The sequence below is a fragment of the Stenotrophomonas sp. AC248 genome (assembly GCF_979258185.1).
The window spans coordinates 1,843,414-1,865,072 of sequence record NZ_OZ409840.1; the positions used below are offsets into that span (position 1 = coordinate 1,843,414).

At 66.7% G+C, this 21,659-nt stretch carries 18 protein-coding genes; 6 read left to right on the forward strand and 12 right to left on the reverse strand.

What is annotated here, in order from left to right:
• Positions 1-27 precede the first annotated feature (27 nt).
• On the reverse strand, positions 28-927 hold the full coding sequence (locus ACZ0AE_RS08515; protein ID WP_463600820.1) for a LysR family transcriptional regulator: 900 nt from the start codon (positions 925-927) through the stop codon (positions 28-30).
• 83 nt (positions 928-1,010) lie between these two features.
• Between ACZ0AE_RS08515 and ACZ0AE_RS08520 the strand changes: the two genes are divergently transcribed.
• The 3 genes from ACZ0AE_RS08520 (at position 1,011) to ACZ0AE_RS08530 (ending at position 3,175) form a co-directional block, all read left to right on the forward strand.
• Positions 1,011-1,790, forward strand: a complete 780-nt coding sequence (locus ACZ0AE_RS08520; protein ID WP_463600821.1) for an NAD(P)H-dependent oxidoreductase — start codon at positions 1,011-1,013, stop codon at positions 1,788-1,790.
• A 58-nt stretch (positions 1,791-1,848) separates the two neighbouring features.
• Positions 1,849-2,661 (forward strand): APH(3')-II family aminoglycoside O-phosphotransferase, encoded by an 813-nt coding sequence (locus ACZ0AE_RS08525; RefSeq protein ID WP_463600822.1) that lies wholly within the window; start codon positions 1,849-1,851, stop codon positions 2,659-2,661.
• Between the two features lie 214 nt (positions 2,662-2,875).
• Entirely contained in the window at positions 2,876-3,175 is a 300-nt protein-coding gene (locus tag ACZ0AE_RS08530) for a DUF6916 family protein (RefSeq protein WP_038688735.1), read from the forward strand.
• On the opposite strand, the gene ACZ0AE_RS08535 is transcribed toward ACZ0AE_RS08530, so the two are convergent.
• Genes ACZ0AE_RS08535 through ACZ0AE_RS08550 form a run of 4 tightly spaced genes read right to left on the reverse strand, consistent with a single transcriptional unit; the run spans position 3,168 to position 5,327 of the window.
• On the reverse strand, positions 3,168-3,713 hold the full coding sequence (locus ACZ0AE_RS08535; protein WP_463600823.1) for a GNAT family N-acetyltransferase: 546 nt from the start codon (positions 3,711-3,713) through the stop codon (positions 3,168-3,170). The two genes, ACZ0AE_RS08530 and ACZ0AE_RS08535, sit on opposite strands and share 8 nt — an antisense overlap.
• Positions 3,710-4,243, reverse strand: a complete 534-nt coding sequence (locus ACZ0AE_RS08540) for a phage tail protein (RefSeq protein ID WP_463600824.1) — start codon at positions 4,241-4,243, stop codon at positions 3,710-3,712. Before ACZ0AE_RS08540 ends, ACZ0AE_RS08535 begins: the two co-directional genes overlap by 4 nt.
• Before the next feature lie 51 nt (positions 4,244-4,294).
• Positions 4,295-4,825, reverse strand: a complete 531-nt coding sequence (locus ACZ0AE_RS08545) for a phage tail protein (RefSeq protein WP_463600825.1) — start codon at positions 4,823-4,825, stop codon at positions 4,295-4,297.
• A gap of 13 nt (positions 4,826-4,838) precedes the next feature.
• Complete coding sequence (locus tag ACZ0AE_RS08550; protein WP_463600826.1) at positions 4,839-5,327, reverse strand: phage tail protein; 489 nt, start codon at positions 5,325-5,327, stop codon at positions 4,839-4,841.
• A 183-nt stretch (positions 5,328-5,510) separates the two neighbouring features.
• On the opposite strand from ACZ0AE_RS08550, the gene ACZ0AE_RS08555 reads away from it, so the two are divergent.
• From ACZ0AE_RS08555 to ACZ0AE_RS08565, 3 genes are all read left to right on the forward strand, one after another.
• Positions 5,511-12,470, forward strand: a complete 6,960-nt coding sequence (locus tag ACZ0AE_RS08555) for a putative Ig domain-containing protein (protein ID WP_463600827.1) — start codon at positions 5,511-5,513, stop codon at positions 12,468-12,470.
• A 137-nt stretch (positions 12,471-12,607) separates the two neighbouring features.
• Positions 12,608-13,627 (forward strand): phosphotransferase, encoded by a 1,020-nt coding sequence (locus ACZ0AE_RS08560; protein ID WP_463600828.1) that lies wholly within the window; start codon positions 12,608-12,610, stop codon positions 13,625-13,627.
• A gap of 271 nt (positions 13,628-13,898) precedes the next feature.
• On the forward strand, positions 13,899-15,065 hold the full coding sequence (locus tag ACZ0AE_RS08565; RefSeq protein ID WP_463600829.1) for a nucleotide sugar dehydrogenase: 1,167 nt from the start codon (positions 13,899-13,901) through the stop codon (positions 15,063-15,065).
• 78 nt (positions 15,066-15,143) lie between these two features.
• Here ACZ0AE_RS08565 and ACZ0AE_RS08570 read toward each other — a convergent pair whose 3' ends face one another.
• The 7 genes from ACZ0AE_RS08570 to amaB all read right to left on the reverse strand — a co-directional run bounded on the left by ACZ0AE_RS08570 (position 15,144) and on the right by amaB (position 21,629).
• On the reverse strand, positions 15,144-16,031 hold the full coding sequence (locus tag ACZ0AE_RS08570) for a DMT family transporter (RefSeq protein ID WP_463602079.1): 888 nt from the start codon (positions 16,029-16,031) through the stop codon (positions 15,144-15,146).
• A 32-nt stretch (positions 16,032-16,063) separates the two neighbouring features.
• Positions 16,064-17,113: a UDP-N-acetylmuramate dehydrogenase gene (gene murB, locus ACZ0AE_RS08575; protein WP_463600830.1), complete on the reverse strand. Its 1,050-nt coding sequence runs from the start codon at positions 17,111-17,113 to the stop codon at positions 16,064-16,066.
• Positions 17,110-18,165 carry a quinone-dependent dihydroorotate dehydrogenase gene (locus ACZ0AE_RS08580; protein ID WP_141058388.1) on the reverse strand — a complete coding sequence of 352 codons (1,056 nt, stop codon included), beginning with the start codon at positions 18,163-18,165 and terminating at the stop codon, positions 17,110-17,112. The genes murB and ACZ0AE_RS08580 overlap by 4 nt, the downstream gene beginning before the upstream one ends.
• A gap of 9 nt (positions 18,166-18,174) precedes the next feature.
• Positions 18,175-18,945 (reverse strand): class I SAM-dependent methyltransferase, encoded by a 771-nt coding sequence (locus tag ACZ0AE_RS08585; RefSeq protein WP_137189316.1) that lies wholly within the window; start codon positions 18,943-18,945, stop codon positions 18,175-18,177.
• A 7-nt stretch (positions 18,946-18,952) separates the two neighbouring features.
• The gene (locus tag ACZ0AE_RS08590; protein ID WP_038688720.1) at positions 18,953-19,237 is read right to left on the reverse strand and encodes a DUF4190 domain-containing protein; all 285 of its coding nucleotides are present in this window, start codon (positions 19,235-19,237) and stop codon (positions 18,953-18,955) included.
• Between the two features lie 86 nt (positions 19,238-19,323).
• Positions 19,324-20,097 (reverse strand): SDR family NAD(P)-dependent oxidoreductase, encoded by a 774-nt coding sequence (locus tag ACZ0AE_RS08595; RefSeq protein ID WP_463600831.1) that lies wholly within the window; start codon positions 20,095-20,097, stop codon positions 19,324-19,326.
• Positions 20,097-21,629, reverse strand: coding sequence for an L-piperidine-6-carboxylate dehydrogenase (amaB, locus tag ACZ0AE_RS08600; protein ID WP_141058386.1), 1,533 nt, complete (start codon positions 21,627-21,629; stop codon positions 20,097-20,099). The genes ACZ0AE_RS08595 and amaB overlap by 1 nt, the downstream gene beginning before the upstream one ends.
• Between the last annotated feature and the right edge of the window lie 30 nt (positions 21,630-21,659).

Consider the following 21,659-nt stretch of genomic DNA (forward strand, 5'->3'; position numbering starts at 1 on the left):
ACGGTCCGATGGTCCGGGCCCGGTTGATCAGTCCATCGCCGCCGCGATCTGCTCGCGCAGCCAGCGGTGGGCCGGGTCCCGGTGCACGCGCTCGTGCCACAGCATCACCATCTCGAAACCGGGTACATCGATGGGCGCCTCCACGGCCTTCAGGGCGGGGTCCTGGGCCACAAGCCGCGAAGGCATCATCGCCACCAGGTCGGTGCGCAGCAGCACGCTGCGCAGGAACAGGAAGTGCGGCACTGACAGCACGACGTTGCGGCGCGCACCCACGTGGGCAAGCGCGGTATCGGTATTGCCGTGGAAGCCGCCGCCATCGGGCGAGACGATCACATGGTCCAGTGCGCAGAACTGCTTGAGCGTGGGCCGCCGCTTGAGCCTGGGGTGGTCGTGGCGCCCAGCCAGCACGTAGCGTTCCTGGAACAGAGGCCGATGGTGCAGGCCGGGCGGTGCCTCGGAGGCAATGTGGATGGCCAGGTCGATGTCACCGCGCTCGCTTTGCGGCACCATCTGCGCCGGCACCAGGCCGATCACGGCCAGGCGCACACCGGGTGCGGCACGGCGAAGGGCAGGCAGCGCAGGCAGCACCACAGTGGTTTCGCCGAAGTCCGATGCCATCACCCGCCATGTGAGCCGGGCCTGGCCCGGGTCGAACGCCTGCACCGGGGCCAATGCGCGCTGCAGTGCCGCCAGCGCCTCTGCAAGTGGCGCGCGCAGGGCATCGGCACGTGCGGTGCTGCGCATCCCGCGCGGACCCGGCAGCAGCAACGGGTCGCCGAACAGCTGCCGCAGCTTGGCCAGTTGCACGCTCACCGTCGGCTGGGCCAGATGCAGGCGCTCGGCGGCGCGGGTGACGTTCTGTTCGTCCAGCAATGCCTGCAGGGTGACCAGAAGGTTCAGGTCGATGCGCCTCAGTATATTGTCCACGGCAATGCCTTGAATTGCGGGAATTCATTTCAACTATAGCGAATCGCGGCGCAGCATCACCGCATTCCCTCCCAGGTCTGCCCATGAACGTTCTGCTTGTTTACGCCCATCCCGCATCCACCTCACTCAACGCCGCATTGAAAACCTTCACCGTCGACCGCCTGGAGCGGGCCGGCCACACCGTCCAGGTCTCCGATCTCTACGCCATGCAGTGGAAATCCCACGTGGATGCCGACGACCATGTCGGCCGCGATCCCGCGCTTCCGTTCCACGCCTCGCTGGATTCGCGCCAAGCGTTCGCCAGCGGCAGGCAGAGCGCGGATATCGCGGCCGAGCAGGACAAGCTGCGCTGGGCCGACGCGGTGATCCTGCAGTTTCCGCTCTGGTGGTTCTCGATGCCGGCGATCCTGAAGGGGTGGGTCGACCGCGTGTATGCCTACGGTTTCGCCTACGGTGTCGGCGAGCACTCTGACAGCCACTGGGGCGACCGCTATGGCGAAGGCGCCATGAGCGGCAAGCGCGCCATGCTGGTGGTCACCACGGGCGGCTGGGCATCGCACTACGGCCCGCGCGGCATCAACGGCCCGATCGACGACGTGCTGTTCCCCATCCAGCACGGCATCCTGTTTTATCCCGGGTTCGACGTGCTGCCGGCGCATGTGATCTACCGCAGCAGCCGCGTCGATGCAGCTTCGTATCCGCATGAGCTGGAGAAACTGGGCGCGCGCCTGGATGGGCTGACCAGCGATCCGGTGATTGCCTATCGGCGCCAGAACGGCGGTGACTACCAGATTCCCGAGCTGAGCCTGCGCGATGATCTTGCCGCGGGCCAGGCCGGCTTGGCGGTCCATATCGCCACCTGAGCGTCACCTGCGGCGGCCGGCCCCTTGCTTTTCATACGGACGGCCGCACGATGCAGGTATGCCATCTTCCACGATCATCCCTGAGCCCGCGGGCACCCGGCTTCTTCCCCACGTGTGGCGCCAGCGCCTGGCCGGCTGCCGCATCGAGGCCCAGGCGATCGGCGCCTCACGCGCGGATGTGTTCCGGGTGCACGGCGTCGACGGCCCGGATGTGTTCCTCAAGCGCGAGCCGGCCGATGATCCGTTCGGTGAACTGCAGGATGAAGTGGCGCGCCTGCGGTGGTTGCAGGGGCAGGGCGTGGAGGCGGCGCAGGTGCTGGATACGCACGACGATGCCAGTGGGCGCTGGTTGCTGATGCGCGCGGTGCCCGGCCGTGACCTGGCATCGTCGCCGGACCTCGCCCCGCTGCAGGTCGTGCATCTGGTGGCCGATGCGCTGCAGGTGCTGCACAGGCTGCCGATCGACACCTGCCCGTTTGACCACCGGCTGCCGCATCGCCTGGCGGCGGCACGGGCACGCATGGAAGCCGGCGCCGTGGATGCCGACGATTTCGATGACGCGCGCGCGGGGCAACCGGTGTCGCAGGTCTTCGCGGCGCTGATGGCGAGCGTGCCGGCGCAGGCGGACCTGGTCGTGACCCACGGCGACGCGTGCCTGCCCAACCTGATGGCGGCACAGGGCTGCTTCACCGGGTTCATCGACTGCGGACGGTTGGGCGTGGCCGATCGCCACCAGGACCTCGCGCTTGCTGCGCGCAGCATTGCCAGCAACCTCGGCGAGCAGTGGGTGGCGCCGTTCTTTGCGCGCTACGGCACCGTGCCCGATCCTGCGGCGTTGGCGTTTTATTGCCTGCTGGACGAGTTCTTCTAAGGGCGCACCACGTGACGCGTCGTCCACTGCCTTGCCTGTCAACTTGACGGGCAAACGTTCAATCGCTGCGTGCGCTGGCCCGGCCGCACTGTCCATTGACGCCGGGCGCGGCGGTTGCAGGCGTCTGCCCCGGCACGCGCGCATGCTGTTCCGCCCGCGACGGCTTTGTGCAAGACTCGCTCCCTGACCCTGGCGTTGCAAGGATGGGAAGCGCATGCAGTTTTTTGCCCTGGACAATTTTGCAGGACTGGTGAACCAGACGTTCGAGGTTGCGCTGGGCGATGTGGGAAACACCGCGTTCGTGCTGGTCGAGGCGCGCCCGTTGCAGCCGGGGGAGTCACTGCCGGGACAGGTACGCGCACCGTTCTCGCTGCTGTTCCGCCACGAAGCGGCGATCGTGTTCCCGCAGAAAACCTACCCGATGCAGCATGAAGCGCTGGGTGAGTTCGGCATCTTCCTGGTGCCGATCGCGCGCGATCGTACCGGGTTCATTTACCAGGCACTGTTCAACTGAGGGGCAGGCACATGCCGATGCGGCTGTCATCGGCACTGCTCTGGATGAATCCCAGACGGTGATACAGGCGCTGCGCGGCGGTGTTGTCGCGCAGCACGCTGAGCTGGATGCGGTGGCAGCCACGCAGGTGCGCCAGTTGCCGCACGTGGCCGAGCAGGGCGGTTCCCACGCCCTGGCCACGCACGGTGTCCAGCAGCAGGATATCCACGATGCACAGCGCATCATTTTCGGTATGTAGGTACAGGCGCCCCAGCGCGGCATCGTTGCGGGTCACGATCAGGAATTCGGGCTGCCGGTAGTGACTCACATAGTGGCGGTGCTGCAGTTCGAACTGGCTGTCAAGGAAGGCCTGCCGGGACGGCGGTGGCCACGGCACTGCAGCCAGTTCGGCGTGGCGTGATTGATGATAAAGCGCGCGCAGGAAGGTCAGATCAGCTGCTTCGGCGCAACGCAGGGTTACCCCACAGGCATGCAACGGGGAGGTCGCCGCCACGACCGGTGGCGGCGACAGGGGAAACCCGGGCAGTGCGTGGTTCAAGGGCGTTGCGGGAACACGCCGCTCAACGCAATACAGAAGTTCACCGTCAGGTAGGGCTGCCGGTTTTCATGCGGTTGGCTGCCGCCAGTGGGCACCACCATGGTCGGTGCAAAACTGGCATTGGACGGCGTGGTGTCGGCAAAGGGCGAGGTGGTGGTTGGAATGGTCACTGCATCGCCCTGCGCGGGTGTGCCGTGCAGCTTGGCTGGATCGCGTTGCGCGTACACGTTCATGGCGTGAGTGTGCGGTGGCATTTCCGTGGGCAACAGCGTCACCTGGGCAGTGCCAAAAGGCTCGCCCAGCGTGCGCAGAACGCCGCCCGCATTCTGTCCCTGGCTGGCGGCCGCGTTGCCTTGCAGGTTGGGCAGGCCGAACGTGGCGCGGCCATCGCCGCCAAAGTTCGTGCCCAACAGGGCGAACAGCGCGGTGTTCTGCTGGATGGGAAGAATCTGTCCGGTGCACATTGCCCAGCGGTAGGGCGCGAACTGGAAGCCGAACATCTGGATTTCGCCTAGAAACGGGTCAGTCATGGGTCAAATCCCTGTGGCAGTGCTGTGGTCCATGGTGGATAGGGCGGGTGTTCAACCCTGGCTCGGGTAGATGCCGTACATGCTGATGCAGTAGCGCACTGTCAGGCTCGGCATGGTGTTGTCATGCGGCTGCGCACCGCCTGCAGGGCTGAGCATGCTTGCCGCCAGGGATCGGCTTTCAATCCCGGTGATGTCGGCGGTGTACATGGTGTCGCCACTGACCGCGCCCAGCACGGAGGCCGCCGTTGGATTCGGCGAGTTGGCCGCTGCAGTGGTGGCCAGCATGGGATGGCTGTGCGCGGGCAGTTGCGGCAGGGTCAAGGTGACGGTGTCGCTGCCGCCCAATTGGCCCAGAACCCGCGTGCTGCCGCCAGGCATCGTGCCTTGGTGGACCGGAACGCGTCCGCTCAGGTTGGGCAATGCGAAGGTGTTTACGCCGTCACCGCCGTAGGTGGTGCCGATCAGGGTGAACAGCGTGTCGTATTCGCTGATCGGCACCAGTGCGCCATCGCAGTCCAGCCAGCCAGCCGGGGCGAAGTTGTAAGGCAACAACCGGATCTCACCAATAAATGTTTCGCTCATTCCAGATCTCCGATCAGTTGCGCGAAGGGTAGATGCCCTGCAGCAGAATGCAGAAGTTAAGCACGCTGTAGGGCTGCATATTGTCGTGGGGCAGGGTCTGCCCGCTGCTGGAAAGTGTCGACGGATGCAGTGCCACCGTCTGCGCGTTGGACGGTCCGTACAGGTTGCGGCCCGCTTTTGCGTAAAGGTTGTTCACCGGAGTACGGGCCGTGCCGTCGTCGCTGGTGGCGATGGCGATGTGGGTGTGCTGCGGAATCTGGGTCGAGAGCAGCGTGACCTGTTCCGTGCCTCCCGCGCTGCCGATCGGCAGATTCTGCGATTGCCCCACCGCTGCGCGCCCGCGCATGTCCGGCAGTTTGAAGGTGGTAACACCGTTGCCGCCATAGAAGGTTCCCAGCAGCGAAAACAGCGCCTGGTTCTGCGCGATCGGCAGCTCGCCTCCGTTGCAGAAGGCGGTGTATTTTCGCGCAAAACCGAATGAGTTGATGATTATCTGCCCCATAAATGCATCCGACACGGTGGCTATCCCCTTTCCTTGACTACAGCTCCCGCTCCTGACCCCAAGCGTGGCTGTACTGTTCATCAAACACATCGTGCTTGACAAGTGCTGCCGCTGGTTTCCTACTACGCCCGCCGGGGGGCGTTTTCGTGGGGAAGTGCGGCCCTGGTTTCAGGGGATAAATTCATGGCACAGGGAACGTGGGTCCAGCGCGCAGCGCTGGCCGTGGTGAATCAGCTGTCGGCATTCAAACTGCGTCGCGTCATTATATTGACGCCACTGTGGATGGCGTTGCTGTGGTCGGCCGGTGTGCAGGCTGCCAACTGCCCTGACATGACGGTGCCCGATGCGAACACCGTGCCGTCCACCTCGCCCATGGTCTCCGGCGGCACCATCGTCATCGATGCAAGCGCCTGCGATTCCTTCGGCGGCATCGGGGGCAGCGGCCCGGTTGGCAATCCCAACAACTACGCCACTGCCCACGGCCAGGTGAGCGTGAACTCGCTGACCAACCGGGTCACCTACACCAACAACGGCAGTGGCGCGCTGGTCGACACGTTCACCTTCAAGGATGACAACGGCCAAACCGTCAATGTCACCGTGAACATCGGCGCCGCATCATCCCCCATCACCGTGACGCCGGCCAGCGCGCCCAAGCCGATCATTGGTGGAAGCTACACGCTGCTCATGGGCAGCAGCGGCGGTACTGCTCCCTACACCTACACCCTGGGTGCGGCAACGCTGCCGCCGGGCATCACCTTCAGCAATGGCACGTTCTCGGGCACCGCCAGTGGCGGCGGCACCTATTCGGTCACGGTGAATGTCACCGATGCCGCCAGCCTGACCACCAGCAAGGCCTATACGTTCGTGGTGGACACGCCGACCATCACCTTGCTGCCCCCGCCGACGATGACCGTGAACGTGCCTTACAGCCATCAACTGGTCGGGCAGGGCGGTACGGCGCCGTACACCAGCTTCGCCCGGGACACCGGCAACCTGCCGCCGGGCATCGTCTTGAGTCCAGCCGGCGTGCTGTCGGGCACCCCCACCGCAGTGGGCAGCTACGCGTCCTCCATCAGCGCCTTTGACAGCAGCACCGGGACTGGCCCGTATCGCGACGCAACGGCCTTTACGATGGTGGTCTCGACGGCTCCGCCGATTATCATCTCGCCCACGACGTTGCCAAACGCTGGCGTGGCCACTGCCTACAGCACCACGCTGGCCGCCACCGGCGGTAACGGCGGGCCCTACAGCTATACGGTGGTCACCGGCGCACTGCCCACAGGTCTCACGCTGGCCACGAACGGCACCCTGAGCGGCACGCCGACCGCAGGCGGTACCTTCAACTTCACCCTGCGCGCCGCCGACACTGCCGGCAACACGGGGGCGAGCGGCTACACGCTGGTCGTGTCCGCACCGACAATTTCGATTGCGCCCACCACCTTGCCCACGCTCACCCGCAACGCGGCCTACAGTCAGACCATTACCGCTGCCGGTGGTACTGCGCCGTATAGCTATGCGGTGACCAGTGGCGTAGCGCCGGCTGGCATCACACTCTCCCCGACCGGGGTACTATCCGGCACGCCCACCACCGCCGGGGCCTACGCGTTCACCGTCACGGCCACGGACAGCAGTTCCGGCAGCGGCCCCTACACCGGTGCGCGTGGCTACAGCGGCACGGTGCAGCAGGACACCCCGGTGATCGGGCCGGCAACGCTGCCGGGTGGCACCGCCGGGGCTGCCTACGCCCAATCGCTCACGGTCACGGGCGGAGCAGGGGCGCCGTACACGTTTGCGATTGTCGCTGGGTCCTTGCCGGGCGGCCTGGCCTTGAATACCAGCACTGGGCAGATCTCCGGCACGCCCACTGCCGTAGGATCGTTCCCAGTGACTGTCCAGGTCGCCGATGCCGGTGCGTCCATCGGCGGGCGGGCGTACACGATCACCATCGCGACGCCGGTGCTTTCGCTTGCACCGTCTGGCGCTGCGCTGAATGGTACTTATGGGTCCGCCTACAGCCAGAGCTTCAGTGCCAGCGGTGGCACCAGTCCCTACGCCTACACGTTGAGTGGCGCGTTGCCCACTGGGCTCACCTTCAGTGGCACCACGGGTGTGCTTTCCGGCACGCCTACCCAGGCGGGCGCGTTTGCCTTCACGGTCAGCGTGACAGAGGCGACCACGGGTGCCGGGGCGCCATACACGTTCAGCCGCGTCTACACCCTTACGGTGTCCCCGCCCACCATCGCCATTGCACCGCTGACGCTGCCGTTCGGTGCTGCGGGCGCGCCGTATTCGCAGACCCTGACCGCCAGCGGTGGCGTGGCGCCGTACACCTTCCAGGTCGTTGCGGGCAGTCTTCCGGCCGGCGTGTCACTGTCGGCGTCCGGGGTGCTGTCGGGCACGCCAACGGCGGCCGGCACGTTCAACGTGACCTTCCAGGCCCGCGATGCCAACCTGCAGACAGGCCAGCGTGCCTACTCCTCCAACATCGCTGCGCCCACGCTTGCGCTGTCGCCGGCAAGCGGCACCCTGCTGGCTGCATACGGAATGGCGTACAGCCAGAGCTTTACCGCCCTGGGGGGCAATGCGCCCTACACATATTCCCTGAGTGGCACAGTGCCTTCCGGACTCAGCTTCAACAGCAGTACCGGCACGTTGTCCGGCACGCCGGTGCAGACCGGCAGTTTCCCGCTGACTGTTACTGCCGCCGACAGCAGCACCGGCACGGGTGCGCCGTTCAGTGTCTCGGCCAATTACACGCTCAACGTTGCGCCGCCTGCCATCGTCATTGCGCCGGCGAGCCTGCCGGTGGGGGGCGTAGGCAGTGCGTACTCGCAGACGGTGACCGCCAGCGGCGGCATAGCGCCGTACACCTTCGCGGTCGTCGCGGGTTCACTGCCGGCCGGTGTGACGCTGTCGTCCGCGGGTGTTCTGAGCGGCACGCCCACGGCGGGGGGCTCGTTCAACTGGACCGTCACGGCCACCGATGCCGGCAGCATGACGGGCGCGCATGCCTACACCATGACGATCAGTGCGCCCACCATCGACCTTACGCCAACAACGCTCCCCGATCCCACCCAGGGCGCAGCCTACAGCGCGGCGCTGAGTGCCAGTGGCGGCACGGCGCCGTACACCTTCAGCATCGTCGGAGGTGCCTTGCCCGCCGGCATGACCCTCAACACTGGCGGCACGTTGTCCGGCACGCCGATCAATGCAGGCCCGTATGCGTTCACTGTGCAGGCCAGTGACAGCAGTACCGGCGTCGGCCCCTTCAATGGCACCCGGTCCTACAACGGCACCGTGCAGCCCGGCATTCCGGTGCTCAACCCGGCGACCCTGCCCAACGGGGCGATCGGTGCGGCGTACACGGCGGCCTTGTCGGTAACCCAGGGCGCGGGTGCACCGTACACCTTCACCCTGGTGTCGGGCGCGCTGCCCGCGGGCCTCACTCTGAGCAGCGGCGGCGTGATTTCCGGCACGCCCAACACGGCCGGTTCGTTCACCGCCGTGGTGCAGGTGACCGATGCGGCTGCGCAGAACGGGCAACGCAGTTACACCATCACCATTGGTGCGCCGACCCTGACCCTGTCGCCGGCGGCCGGTACGCTCAACGCCACCTACGCGGCGGCCTCCAGCCAGGCGTTCAGCGCAGGCGGTGGCGTCGCGCCTTACACGTATGCCGTAACGGCCGGTACGTTGCCCACCGGGATGTCGCTGGCGGCGGCCACCGGGACGTTGTCGGGCACGCCCACCCAACCTGGTTCGTTTGCGATCACGGTGACCGCGACCGATTCCAGCGGTGGCGCAGGCGCACCCTTCAGCATCAGTCAGAACTACAACGTGGTCGTCGCGTTGCCCACCATCGCTGTTGCGCCGACGACGGTGCCCGGCGGCACCGTGGCCATTCCGTACTCGCAGGCCTTGTCCGCCACTGGCGGCATCGCTCCGTATACGTTCGTGGTCAGTGCTGGCGCACTGCCGGCCGGCATGAGTCTGTCCGGCGCTGGCGTGCTGTCGGGCACGCCGACGGCCAGTGGCACGTTCAACACCACCGTGACGGCCACCGATGCCAACGGCCAGACCGGCGCACGGGCGTATGCCCTGCAGGTTGCTGCGCCCACCATCGTCGTGACCCCGGCAATGCTGCCATCGCCGGCGCAGGGCCTGGCCTACAGCGCCACCTTCAGTGCGAGTGGCGGCGTGGCGCCGTACAGCTTCTCGGCCACCGGTGCGTTGCCGCCGGGTCTGTCGCTGACCACCGGCGGCGTGCTGTCCGGGACGCCGACCGCGTCGGGCACCAGCACCTTCACCGTGCTGGCAACCGACAGCTCGGGTGGGGCAGGGCCGCATACCGGCGCGCAGAGCTACACGCTGAGCACGTCGGCCGGTCCGTCCATCGACCAGACCAGCGTGCCGGCCGCCACCGTGGGTAGCGCGTACAGCACCACGCTCTCCGCTACGGGCGGCACCGCGCCGTACAGCTTCGCCCTGGTCTCCGGTGCGCTGCCTGCCGGCATCGTGTTCAGCAGCGGCGGTGCCTTCAGCGGTACGCCGACCCATGCCGGCAGCTTCGCCGTCACTGTGCGCGTCACCGACAGCAATGGCGTCACCAACCAGCAGGGCCTGGTGCTTGTGACCGGCGCGCCGACGCTGGCACTGACCCCGGCCGCAGGCAGCCTGCAGGCCGACTACGCGGTGGCCTATTCGACCACCTTCGCCGGCAGTGGCGGCACCGCGCCGTACACCTACACCGCCACCGGTGCGTTGCCTGCCGGGATCAGCCTCAATGCAGCCACCGGTGTGTTGTCCGGCACGGCCACGCAGAGTGGCAACTTCCCGATTGCAGTGACCGTGACCGATTCCTCCACCGGTGCCGGCGCACCGTTCCAGCGGATGCAGAACTACACGCTGGAGGTGGCCGCGCCCAACCTGGTGGTGACCCCGGGCAGCCTGCCCAACGCGGTGGTCGGCGTGGCCTACACGCAGGCGCTGACCGCCAGCGGTGCGGTGGCGCCGTACACCTACACGCTGCAGGGCGGCAGCCTGCCTGCGGGGATACAGCTGGATGCAGCCAGTGGCGTGGTGTCCGGTACGCCGGTCAGTGCCGGCAGCAGCACGCTGACCGTGCGCGCCACCGATGCCAACGGGCAATCGGTGGACCAGGCCTACACGTTGACCGTGGATCCGGCACAGATCGTGGTCGACCCGGCCGTGCTGGCCGCGCCGCAGGTAGGCCAGGCCTACCGGCATGCGTTCAGCGCCACCCGTGGCAACGGCAGCTACACCTGGAGCGTGACCAGTGGCAGCCTGCCGGCCGGGTTGGCGTTGGCAGCCGACGGTGTGCTCAGCGGTACGCCCACCAGCATCGGCACCAGCACCTTCGTAGTCAGCGCAAGTGACGGGCAGAACTACGCCGGCACCCGCAGCATCACCGTGACCGTCAGCCAGGCGCAGGCCGTGGCGGCGGCGCAGACGGTGACGGTGCTGGCCGGCCAGACTGTGACCTTCGATGCCACCACCGGCGCCAGCGGCGGCCCGTTCGACACCGCCGCCATTGCGGCTGCACCGGCCACCGGCAGTGCCAGCGTCGCCGGCCTGCAGATCAGCTACACGGCGCCGTTGGAGGCCAGTGGCGCGGTTGGGTTCACCTACACGCTGGCCAACAGCAGCGGCGTGTCGGCCCCGGCACAGGTGACGGTCACCGTCAACCCGCAGCCGATCGCTGCCGCGCTCACGGCCAGTGGCCTGGCGGGTACCACCATCAGCGTCGAGCTCACCGAAGGCGCACGCGGCGGTCCGTTCACCGCTGCCACCGTGGTGTCGGTGATGCCGGCCAACGCGGGTACGGCCACGGTGAAGGCAAGCGACGCCGGCTACCGGCTGGAGTTTGCCGCGGCGGGTGGTTATGCGGGCGTGGCGCAGTTGGTGTACACGCTGAGCAACGCCTATGCGACCTCCGCACCGGCCGCGCTGGCGGTGACCATCACCGCTCGCCCCGACCCGACCAAGGACGCCGAAGTGATGGGCATCCTGGACGCGCAGGCCGACGCCACCCGGCGCATGGCCACCGGCCAGATCAACAACTTCCAGCGTCGTCTGGAAAGCCTGCATCGTGGCGGCGGCGACGGTTTCAGCAACGGCATCAGCCTGTCGTCCGCCTCGTCGGGACGGACAGGGCCGCGCGCTAACCTCTCGGCAGTGGACCAGAGCCTGGCCGATTCCCTGCGCATGAACCTGATCGAGCCTGCGGCAGATCCGGCCGATGCCACGGCAGGCGATGCGACCCGCGGCACCGGCGGCCTGCCGGGCGGTATTTCGGTATGGACCGGCGGCGCGCTCAGCTTCGGCAATGGCAATAACCGCAACGGCCGCAGCTCGGCGGACTTCACCACGTCCGGCCTGAGCATGGGCGCCGACACGCGGATCAGTGACGGCGTGGCGCTCGGCGCGGGCGTGGGTTACGGCCACGACAGTGCCGATGTCGGCAACAAGGGCAGCCACAGCAGCGTGGACAGCTACAGCGTGGCGACGTATGCCAGCTGGCGGCCGAGCCGCAACACCTACCTCGATGGCCTGGTGGGGTACCAGTGGTTGTCGCTGGACGCGCGGCGCTTCGTCACCGGCAATGGCAATACCGTGCACGGCAGCCGCGATGGACGTCAGCTGTTTGCCTCGCTGGCACTGGGCTACGAACACCGCAGCGAGACCCTGCTGCTGTCGCCGTATGCACGACTGGACGTGGCCGACGCAACGCTGGACGGCTACACCGAGCAGGGCCGGGTGGGCGACACGCTGACCTATGACGAGCAGAAGCTGCGCACCAGCACCGGCAACCTGGGCCTGCGCAGCGAGTACCTGGTGCGCACCGACAGCGGTACCTGGCTGCCTGGCGCACGCATCGAGTTCCAGCGTGATTTCCAGGGCAGCAATGCCGCCACCCTGCGCTACAGCGACTTGTTGTCCGGCCCGGCCTACTCGGCGTCGCTGCGCGACCAGTCGCGCAGCCGCACGCTGCTCGGCATCGGGGCGCCGTTCCAGTCCACCTCCGGCTGGTTGTTCCGGTTCGAGTACCAGTTCCTGTTCGACAGCCAGGCGGGCGACGTGCAGTCGATCCTGATCGGCGCAGAGAAGAAGTTCATGCCGTAACCCAACGCGCGCTGCCGTCCTGACGGCAGCGCGCAGCGGTGTGGTTCGTGATCGGTTGCGCTGTGCGCCACGTATGTTTCTGACATAGTGATGGCGTGTTCGTGCAACACGGCGGGTTGATGCTGCATCCTCAGGAATTGTCCACGTCCCAGATTGGCCTGGCGTTGTCGCAGGCATGGGGCGTGCAGGCCAACATGGTGGTGCAACGGCCGACCGGTGCCGATGCGGGCGCCACTGTGTACCAGGTGATCGCACGCGATGGCGCGCGGTGGTGGCTGAAGTGCCGGCGCTACGCGGTCGATGAGACCGTGTGGAAGGTGCTGCAGTACCTGCGCAGCCAGCGCGGCCTGGACGAGATCGCCGCGCCACAGCCCACCCTGGAGGGCGCCCCGGCACTGCGCATGGACGGCCTGCAGTGGACGCTGTTTGCCTATGTCGAGGGTCAATCCGGTTTCGAGTCGGCGCTGTCGCAGGGGCAGTGGCGGCGGCTGGGAGCAGTGCTGCGGCAGGTGCACGACACGCCCTTGCCGGATGACCTCCGCGCCGGGCTGGCGCAGCCCCATTTCGATGACGACAGCGCGGTGGAGCGGGTAGGTGCGTGGCTGCATCGCACCGACGTGCGTTGGCCCGTGCGTGATGATCTTGCCGCGCAGTTCCTGCGCGCCTGGCAGCAGCATCGGCCCCGTATTGGCGAGGTCTGGCAGCACTGCACGCAGCTGCGTGAGCGATTGCAGGGCCGGGCATGGGCGCGGGTGCTGTGCCACGGCGACCTGCACGCCGGCAACCTGCTGCTGCGTGCCGACCACGGGCTGTGCCTGATCGACTGGGACGACATGCTGCTGGCCCCGCGCGAACGCGACCTGATGTTTGTCGGTGCCGGCGTGGGCGGGCGTTGGGGGCGCGATGATCCGCCGGGCTTCGGTGAGGGCTACGGCGAGGTGAGCATCGACCTCGAGCGCCTGGCCTATTATCGGCACTGGCGCATCCTGCATGACGTGCAGGAGTTCCATGACCTGCTGTTGGAGCCGGGTGCAGCCTCGCGCCCGCCGGCGCAGCGTCGCCAGGCCCTGCGCTACATGGAAGAGCAGTTCGCGCCGGGCAACGTGGTCGACAGCGCGGCGCGCAGCTGGATCGCGGCCACCGGGCAAGCGGGGTAACGCCATCCCATGGGTGGCTTCGGTGCGACCGGCATGGGAGGTAGAGCCACCCCATGGGGTGGCTGCCGTGCGACCGGGATCATTGGGGCGCCAGCCACCCATGGGGTGGCTCTAACGGCGGACATCGTCCCGGCCCCGGCAGGCGGCACAGGGTCGGGCTGTTTGCACGTGGAGATGGAGTGGATCGTGCGCGCGGGCGCAGAAACGACGCAACTCGACTATTTGCTACCATTCCTTCTTGTACGTTGAATTGCCTGAGAAGGACCTTGGAATGAAGATCGCAGTGGCCGGCACTGGATATGTTGGCCTGTCCAACGCGGTGTTGCTGGCGCAACACCATGAAGTTGTTGCTTTGGATATCGACAGCGCCCGAGTTGAAATGATCAATGCGGGGCGCGCGCCCATCGAAGATCGCGAGATCGAAGCGTTTCTTCAAGGCAAACGCCTGAATCTGGTGGCTACGTTGGATTCCGAGCTTGCGTATTCGGGCGCGACGTTTGTGATTGTGGCCACGCCCACTGATTATGATCCGAAGACGAATTACTTCGATACCACTTCTGTCGAGTCGGTAATCAAAGAGGTGATGCGTGTGAATCCGCATGCCGTCGTGGTTATCAAATCCACCGTTCCGGTTGGGTGCACCAGTGCATTGCGTGCGAAATTTGGCAGGGATAATATCCTGTTCTCGCCGGAGTTTCTTCGTGAAGGGCGGGCGCTTTACGACAATCTGCATCCCAGTCGAATCATCGTCGGTGAACAGTCAGAGCGGGCGTCGGTGTTTGCTGGGCTTCTGCTGGAGGGGGCAATTCGAAAGGATGTGCCGGTGCTCTTTACCGATGCCACGGAAGCAGAGGCCATCAAGCTATTCTCCAACACCTACCTTGCAATGCGCGTCGCCTACTTCAACGAGTTGGATACGTACGCGAGCTCTCACGGGCTTGACTCCCGACAGATGATTGCCGGTGTCAGTCTGGATTCCCGTATAGGAGACCACTACAACAATCCGTCATTTGGGTATGGCGGATACTGCCTTCCGAAGGATACAAAGCAGCTGCTGGCGAACTACGACAAGGTTCCGCAGAATCTGATCCATGCGATCGTGGAGGCCAATCGCACGCGAAAGGATTTTATTGCCGACGAGATCGTGCGTCGCAACCCCAAGGTCGTCGGCATCTACCGGCTGGTCATGAAGGCAGGGTCTGATAATTTCCGTGCTTCAGCGGTGCAAGGCGTCATGAAGCGGATCAAGGCAAAGGGAATCGAGGTTATCGTCCATGAGCCGGTTCTGACGCTTCCGGAGTTCTATCGATCCAAGGTCGTCAATGACTTCGATGCGTTCAGTGCACAAGCCGACATTATCGTTGCCAACCGCATGACGGATGAGCTGGCCAGGGTGGCGGACAAGGTTTACACGCGAGATCTGTTCGGCGCGGATTGACCCGTCTGCTTCTCGTGTGATTCCGGCGCGCGGCGAGATCTTCAATGAAGATCCAACCGCGCATGCGGTTCAGGCGTTTCACTCGCCGGGTTTCGCCGCGGCGGTGACAGCCTGGGATTTGGCGTGGCGGGCCAGTACCGCTTCACGATGGGCGATGTAGGCATTGGCGCCCAGGATGATGCCGGCACCGATCACGGTCCAGCGGTCCAGGGTTTCGCCGAACAGCAGCCAGCCCAGCACGGCAACCAGCGGCAACTGCATGAAGCTGATCGGGGTCAGTGCGGAGACCTCGCCCAAGCGCAGCGCCCGCGTCCACAGCAGCTGGCCCACCGTGCCAAACAGGCCGGTGGCGGCCAGCCACACCCACGCCATGCCGGTCGGCCACACCCAGGCGAACAGCGCGGGAACCAGCGACAGCGGCACCCAGAACACGTAGGTGTAGAGCACCACGGCATCGGCGCTGTCCACCCGGGTCAGCTGCTTGATCTGGATCGCCACCAGCGAACTGAGTACCGCGGCCAGCACCGCCACCAGGGTGCCGGGGGTAAAGCTGGTCGAGCCCGGCCGCACGATGATCAGCACGCCGATGAACCCGATGATCACCGCTGCCCAGCGTCGCGCGCGCACGGTCTCGCCGAGCCACAGCACCGCGGCGATGGTGACGAACAGCGGCGTGGAGTAGGACAGCGAGATCGCCTGCGACATCGGCAGGTGGCCGATCGCCCAGAACGCGCACAGCATCGACGCCAGGCCGATCGTACTGCGCAGCAGGTAGCGGGGCAGCTGCTGGGTCTTCAGCGACGCGCGCCCCGGGCGCAGCAGCATCGGCAGCAGGGCCATCAGCCCGAAGGCGTTGCGGAAGAACGCCACTTCCTGGGTGGGCACCGAGCGGGTGGCATAGCGGATGGCCACGGCCATCAGCCCGAAGGCCAGCGTGCTGCCCAGCATCAGCAGTGCCGCACGCAGGGGAGTGGGGGCGGGCAGGGCGAGTGGCGGGGTCACCACTGCGCGCCGATCAGGCGTGGCTCCGGTTCGATCGGCACGCCGAACTTCTCCAGCACCGAGGCCGAGATCTGCCGCGCCAGCGCCAGCAGCTGCTCGCCGCTGGCGGTGCCGTGGTTGACCAGCACCAGCGCATGGTGCGGCGACACGCCGGCGTCGCCGTCGCGGTAGCCCTTCCAGCCGCATGCCTCGATCATCCAGGCCGCCGACAGCTTGCGCCGGGTGTCCTGGTCGGCCGGGTACACCGGCAGGTCGGGGAAATGCTGCAGCAACACCTCCACCTGTTCCAGCGGCAGCACCGGGTTCTTGAAGAAGCTGCCGGCATTGCCCAGTACGTCCGGGTCAGGCAGTTTGCGGCGGCGGATGTTGATCACCGCGTTTGCCACATCGGCGGCCACCGGCAGTTCCACGCCCATGGCCTGCATTTCTTCCGTGATGCCGGCATAGCCCAGGCGCAGGGCGTGCAGCAACGGCAGGCGCAGTTCAATCGCGGTGATCAGGTAGCGTTCCGGCATCTGCTTGAACACGCTGTCGCGGTAACCGAACTGGCAGGCCTCGGGATCCAGCCGAACCCACGCAGCGGTCTCGCGGTCCCAGGCTTCGACGGTCTGGATGAACTCGTCCACCTGCACGCCGTACGCGCCGATGTTCTGGATGGGGGAGGCGCCGGCCGTACCGGGAATCAACGCCAGGTTCTCCAGCCCGGACAGGCCATTCTGCAGCGACCACATCACCAGCCCATGCCAGCTGACCCCGGCGCCGGCACGGACCACAGTGTGGTCGGCGCGGTGTTCCAGGATCTCGATGCTGCGGTTGGCAAACACCAGGACCGTGCCGTCCACGTTGCCGGCCAGCAGCACGTTGCTGCCACTGCCCAGCACCAGCAGCGGCGCGCCGGCGACCTGGGGCAGCGCCAGTACGTCCGGCAGCAGCGACGGGTCGTGCAGCTCCAGCAGCTGTGCCGCGCTTGCCTCCACGTGGAAGGTGTTGAGCGCCTTCAGCGACGCGTTCTCAGTCAGGGTCCAGGCAGGCATTGCATTACTCATAGGGGGGCAACCGCACCGCGGCTGGGGGCCTCGCGGCGTCGGCGGATGGCTTCAACGCAGTCCTGCACCAGGGCCGGGCCGCGGAAGATCAGGCCGCTGTAGCACTGCACCAGGGCCGCGCCGGCGGACATCTTGGCCACCGCATCGGCGCCGGACTGGATGCCGCCGACGCCGATCAGCGGCATCGACTCGGGCAGGCGTGCGCGCAACCGGCGCAAAACCAGCGTGGACTGGCCCAGCAGCGGCGCGCCGGACAGGCCGCCGGCCTCCTGCGCGCGCGGATCACCGGCCACCGCACTGCGGTCGATCGTGGTGTTGGTGGCGATCACACCGTCCACCTTCAATTCGCTGAGCACGCGGGCGGCCGCATCGATGTCGCGGTCGCTCAGGTCCGGCGCCACCTTGACCAGCATCGGCACGCGCCGGCCATGCTTGGCGGCGAGGTTTTCCTGGCTGTCGCGCAGCTGCGAGATCAGCTGGCGCAGCGCCGTTTCTTCCTGCAGCTCGCGCAGCCCGGCCGTGTTCGGCGAGGAGATGTTGACGGTGATGTAGTCGGCCAGCGGATACACCTTCTGCAGGCAGTGCTGGTAGTCGTCGAACGCCTGCTCGTTGGGCGTGTCCTTGTTCTTGCCGATGTTGATGCCGAGCAGCCCGTGGCGGCGCTTGGCTCGTTCAACATTGCGCACCAGTGCATCCACGCCGAGGTTGTTGAAGCCCATGCGGTTGATGATGGCCTGGTGGGCCGGCAGCCGGAACAGTCGCGGTTTCGGATTGCCTTCCTGCGGACGCGGGGTGATGGTGCCGATTTCGACGAAGCCGAACCCCAGCGCCAGCAGGGCATCGATGTGCTCGCCGTTCTTGTCCAGCCCGGCGGCCAGGCCAACCGGATTGGGGAACTCCAGGCCGAAGGCCTTGGTGGGCAGCGGTGCGATACGGCCGGCCAGCAGGGGCGTGGTGCCGGTGCGGTAGGCCAGCTCCAGGCCGCTCAGGCCAAGGCCGTGGGCGCGCTCTGCATCGAAGGCGAACAGGAAGGGGCGGGCAAGCGAGTACATGGCGTTCTATCAGTCCAGCGTGCCGACAAAGGCACGGGTTTGGTATTCAAAGGCAACCTGGCCGTCCACGGCGTGGGCATCGAACAACTGCTGCAGCGCCTCCAGCATCGGCGCATGGCGGGGGTGGCCGGCCTGCGGCGCGTAGGACGAGGACAGCAGGCGCCCACGCAGGCCATCGAGATCCATGCGCTGCACGTTGGGGAAGCTGGCCAGGCCGCGCAGGCCCGCGCCGAACCAGGCGCGCATGGCGTCATCGTCCTGGTAGCGCTCGGCCACCTGGGTGTAATCGGTGCCGAACTCCAGCAGCAGCTGCTCGTAGCCGATCAGGAACGGCGAGGCGTCCAGCAGGCGGGAGTTCCAGAACACCAGCGCCATCCCACCGGGATGCAGGATGCGCGACCACTCGCGGCGCACCGCGGCGGTGTCGAACCAGTGGAAGGCCTGGGCGGCAGCGACCAGACCAACGCTGTCGTCGGCCAGGGTGGTGGCCTCGGCGGTGCCATCGACCAGTTTCAGGCGCAGGTAATCGGGGGTCAGCCACTGCTCGGCGGCGGCGCGCATGGCCGCATTGGGTTCCACCGCGATGACCGGGTGGCCGCTGGCCAGGAACAGACGGGTGGAAATGCCGGTACCGGCGCCGATATCGGCGACCAGGGTCTCGGTGGGCACGCCGATATCGTGATGCAGCCAGTCCAGCAGGGCCGGCGGGTAATCGGGGCGGTAGCGGACGTAGTCGGCGACGCGGCTGCTGAAGCGTTCGGTCGAATCCGATGCACTCATGGGGACCTCACGATTGGGATGCGGCAAACAGGGCCAATCCACCGAAGAAGAGCACGAAACCCACCACCACCAGGATGCTGCCGATCACCGCCAGCCAACCCAGTACCAGTCCAGCGACCGCCAGGCCGTCACCTTCCAGGGCCTGCGGCTGGCGACGGATTTCCGCGCGCGCCATGTGGCCGGTGACGATGGCAATGAGACTGCCGAGAAACGGAAAGACCGTCCAGCCCACGATGCCCATGATCAAGCTGACTACGGCCAGCGAGCTGGTCTGTCGATAGGGCTGGTTCATCCGTTTCCTCCATGGCAGAGCGTCCATGATAGTGCCTGCGCCGGGATTAGCCCATCGGCGCGGGCGGCGTGCAACCCGGCAGGGCCTCAGCCCATCAGGACCTGGCCACCATCGACGTTCAAGGTGTGGCCGGTGATCCAGCGCGCCAGCGGCGAGCACAGGAACAGGGCGGCATCGGCGATTTCCTTCGGCTGGCCGAAGCGACCGAACGGAATTTTGGCCAGCGTGGCGTGGTACAGCGCCGGGTCGTGCTCGCGGCGACGGGCCCACAGGCCGTCCTCGAACTCGATCGAGCCCGGGGCAATGGCATTGACGCGGATCCGCTGCGGGGCCAGCGCCAGTGCCTGGGAGGTGGTGTAGTGCATCAGTGCGGCCTTGGCCGCGGCATACGGAGCAGCGCCCGGTCGCGGTTGCAGCGCGGCGATCGAGGCCAGGTTGAGGATGCAGGCGTCGCTGGACTGCTGCAGCCAGGGCAGGGCCAGTCGCGAGGCGCGTACCGCCGACATCAGATCGATGCCCAGGCTGGCTTCCCAGCCGGCTTCATCGTCGGCCATGCCGTAGCCGGTGGCATTGTTGACCAGCACATCGATACCGCCCAGCGCGTGGGCGGCATCGGCTAGCCAGCGGCCGATGTCGTCCAGCACCCCGAGGTCGGCCGATGCGGTGTGGATGTCCAGGCCCAGGGCCTGGGCATCGGTGCGCAGCGCAGTGAGCCCGGGCTCACCGCGGGCGCAGACCGACACGCGGGCGCCCGCCGAAGCGAACGCCAGCGCCATTGCCCGCCCGATGCCCTTGCTGCCGCCGGCCACCAGTACCCGGCGGCCGGTGAAATCCAGCGATGGGGCAGCGGGCGTGGGCATCACAGGTCGAACTTGATGCCCTGGGCCAGCGGCAGCGAATCGGAGTAGTTGATGGTGTTGGTCTGGCGACGCATGTAGACCTTCCACGCATCCGAGCCGGACTCGCGACCACCGCCGGTGTCCTTCTCGCCGCCGAACGCACCGCCGATCTCCGCACCGGAGGTGCCGATGTTGACGTTGGCGATGCCGCAGTCCGAGCCGGCCGCCGAGAGGAAGCGCTCGGCGACCTTCAGGTTGGTGGTGAAGATCGACGAGGACAGGCCCTGCGGCACGCCGTTCTGCATGTCGATGGCTTCGTCCAGGGTGCTGTACTTCATCACGTACAGGATCGGGGCGAAGGTCTCGTGCTGCACCACTTCGTCGCTGTTCTTCAGGCCGGTGACGATGGCCGGCAGCACGAAGTTACCGGCGCGGTCGATGCGGGTGCCGCCGGTTTCCACGGTGCCGCCGCTGGCCTTGGCCTTCTCGATCGAGGCCAGGAACTGCTGCACGGCGCCGTCGCTGTTGAGCGGGCCCATCAGGTTGGCCGGGTCGGTCGGGTCGCCGATCTTGCCTTCCACCTGCTTGTACGCCTTGACCAGCGTGGCCAGCACGTCGTCATGGATGGATTCGTGCACGATCAGGCGGCGGGTGGTGGTGCAGCGCTGGCCCGCAGTGCCGACCGCGCCGAACACGATGCCCGGGATGGCCAGCTTCAGGTCGGCGGTTTCGTCCAGGATGATGGCGTTGTTGCCGCCCAGCTCCAGCAGGCAGCGGCCCAGGCGGTGGGCAACCTTTTCGGCGACCTGGCGGCCCACCTGGGTGGACCCGGTGAAGCTGATCAGCGGCACGCGCTTGTCGGCCACCATCTTCTGCGACAGCTCGGTGCCGGCGTCGTTGATCAGGAAGAAGATGTCCGGGAAGCCGGCGCCGCGCAGCGCTTCATTGCAGATGCGCATCGAGGCGATGGCGGTCAGCGGGGTCTTGTTGGACGGCTTCCAGATGCACACATCGCCACAGATCGCGGCCAGGAAGGCGTTCCAGGCCCACACCGCGACCGGGAAGTTGAACGCACTGATGATGCCGACCAGGCCGAGCGGCTGGTACTGCTCGTACATGCGGTGGCCGGGGCGCTCGGAATGCATGGTGTAGCCATAGAGCATGCGGCTCTGGCCCACGGCGAAGTCGGCGATGTCGATCATCTCCTGCACTTCGCCGTCGCCCTCGGGCTTGCTCTTGCCCATTTCCAGCGCGACCAGCGAGCCCAGTGCGTCCTTGTGGGCGCGCAGCGCTTCGCCGCACAGGCGCACGGCTTCGCCACGGCGCGGGGCCGGGGTGGTGCGCCATACCTTGAAGGCTTCCTGGGCGCGGGCCACGATGGTTTCGTAGTCGGCGTCGGTGGTGGCGTGGACCTGGGCGATCGCCTCGCCGGTGGTCGGGTTGACCGGGGTGATCAGACCGGCGCTGGTGGCGGTGGACCACTCGCCATTGCCGAGGTAGGTGCCAGCGTTGGTCGCGTCCAGGCCGAGGGCCTTGAGCAGATCAGAGGACATGCAAACTCCTGTTGCGTTGCGTTTGTAAGG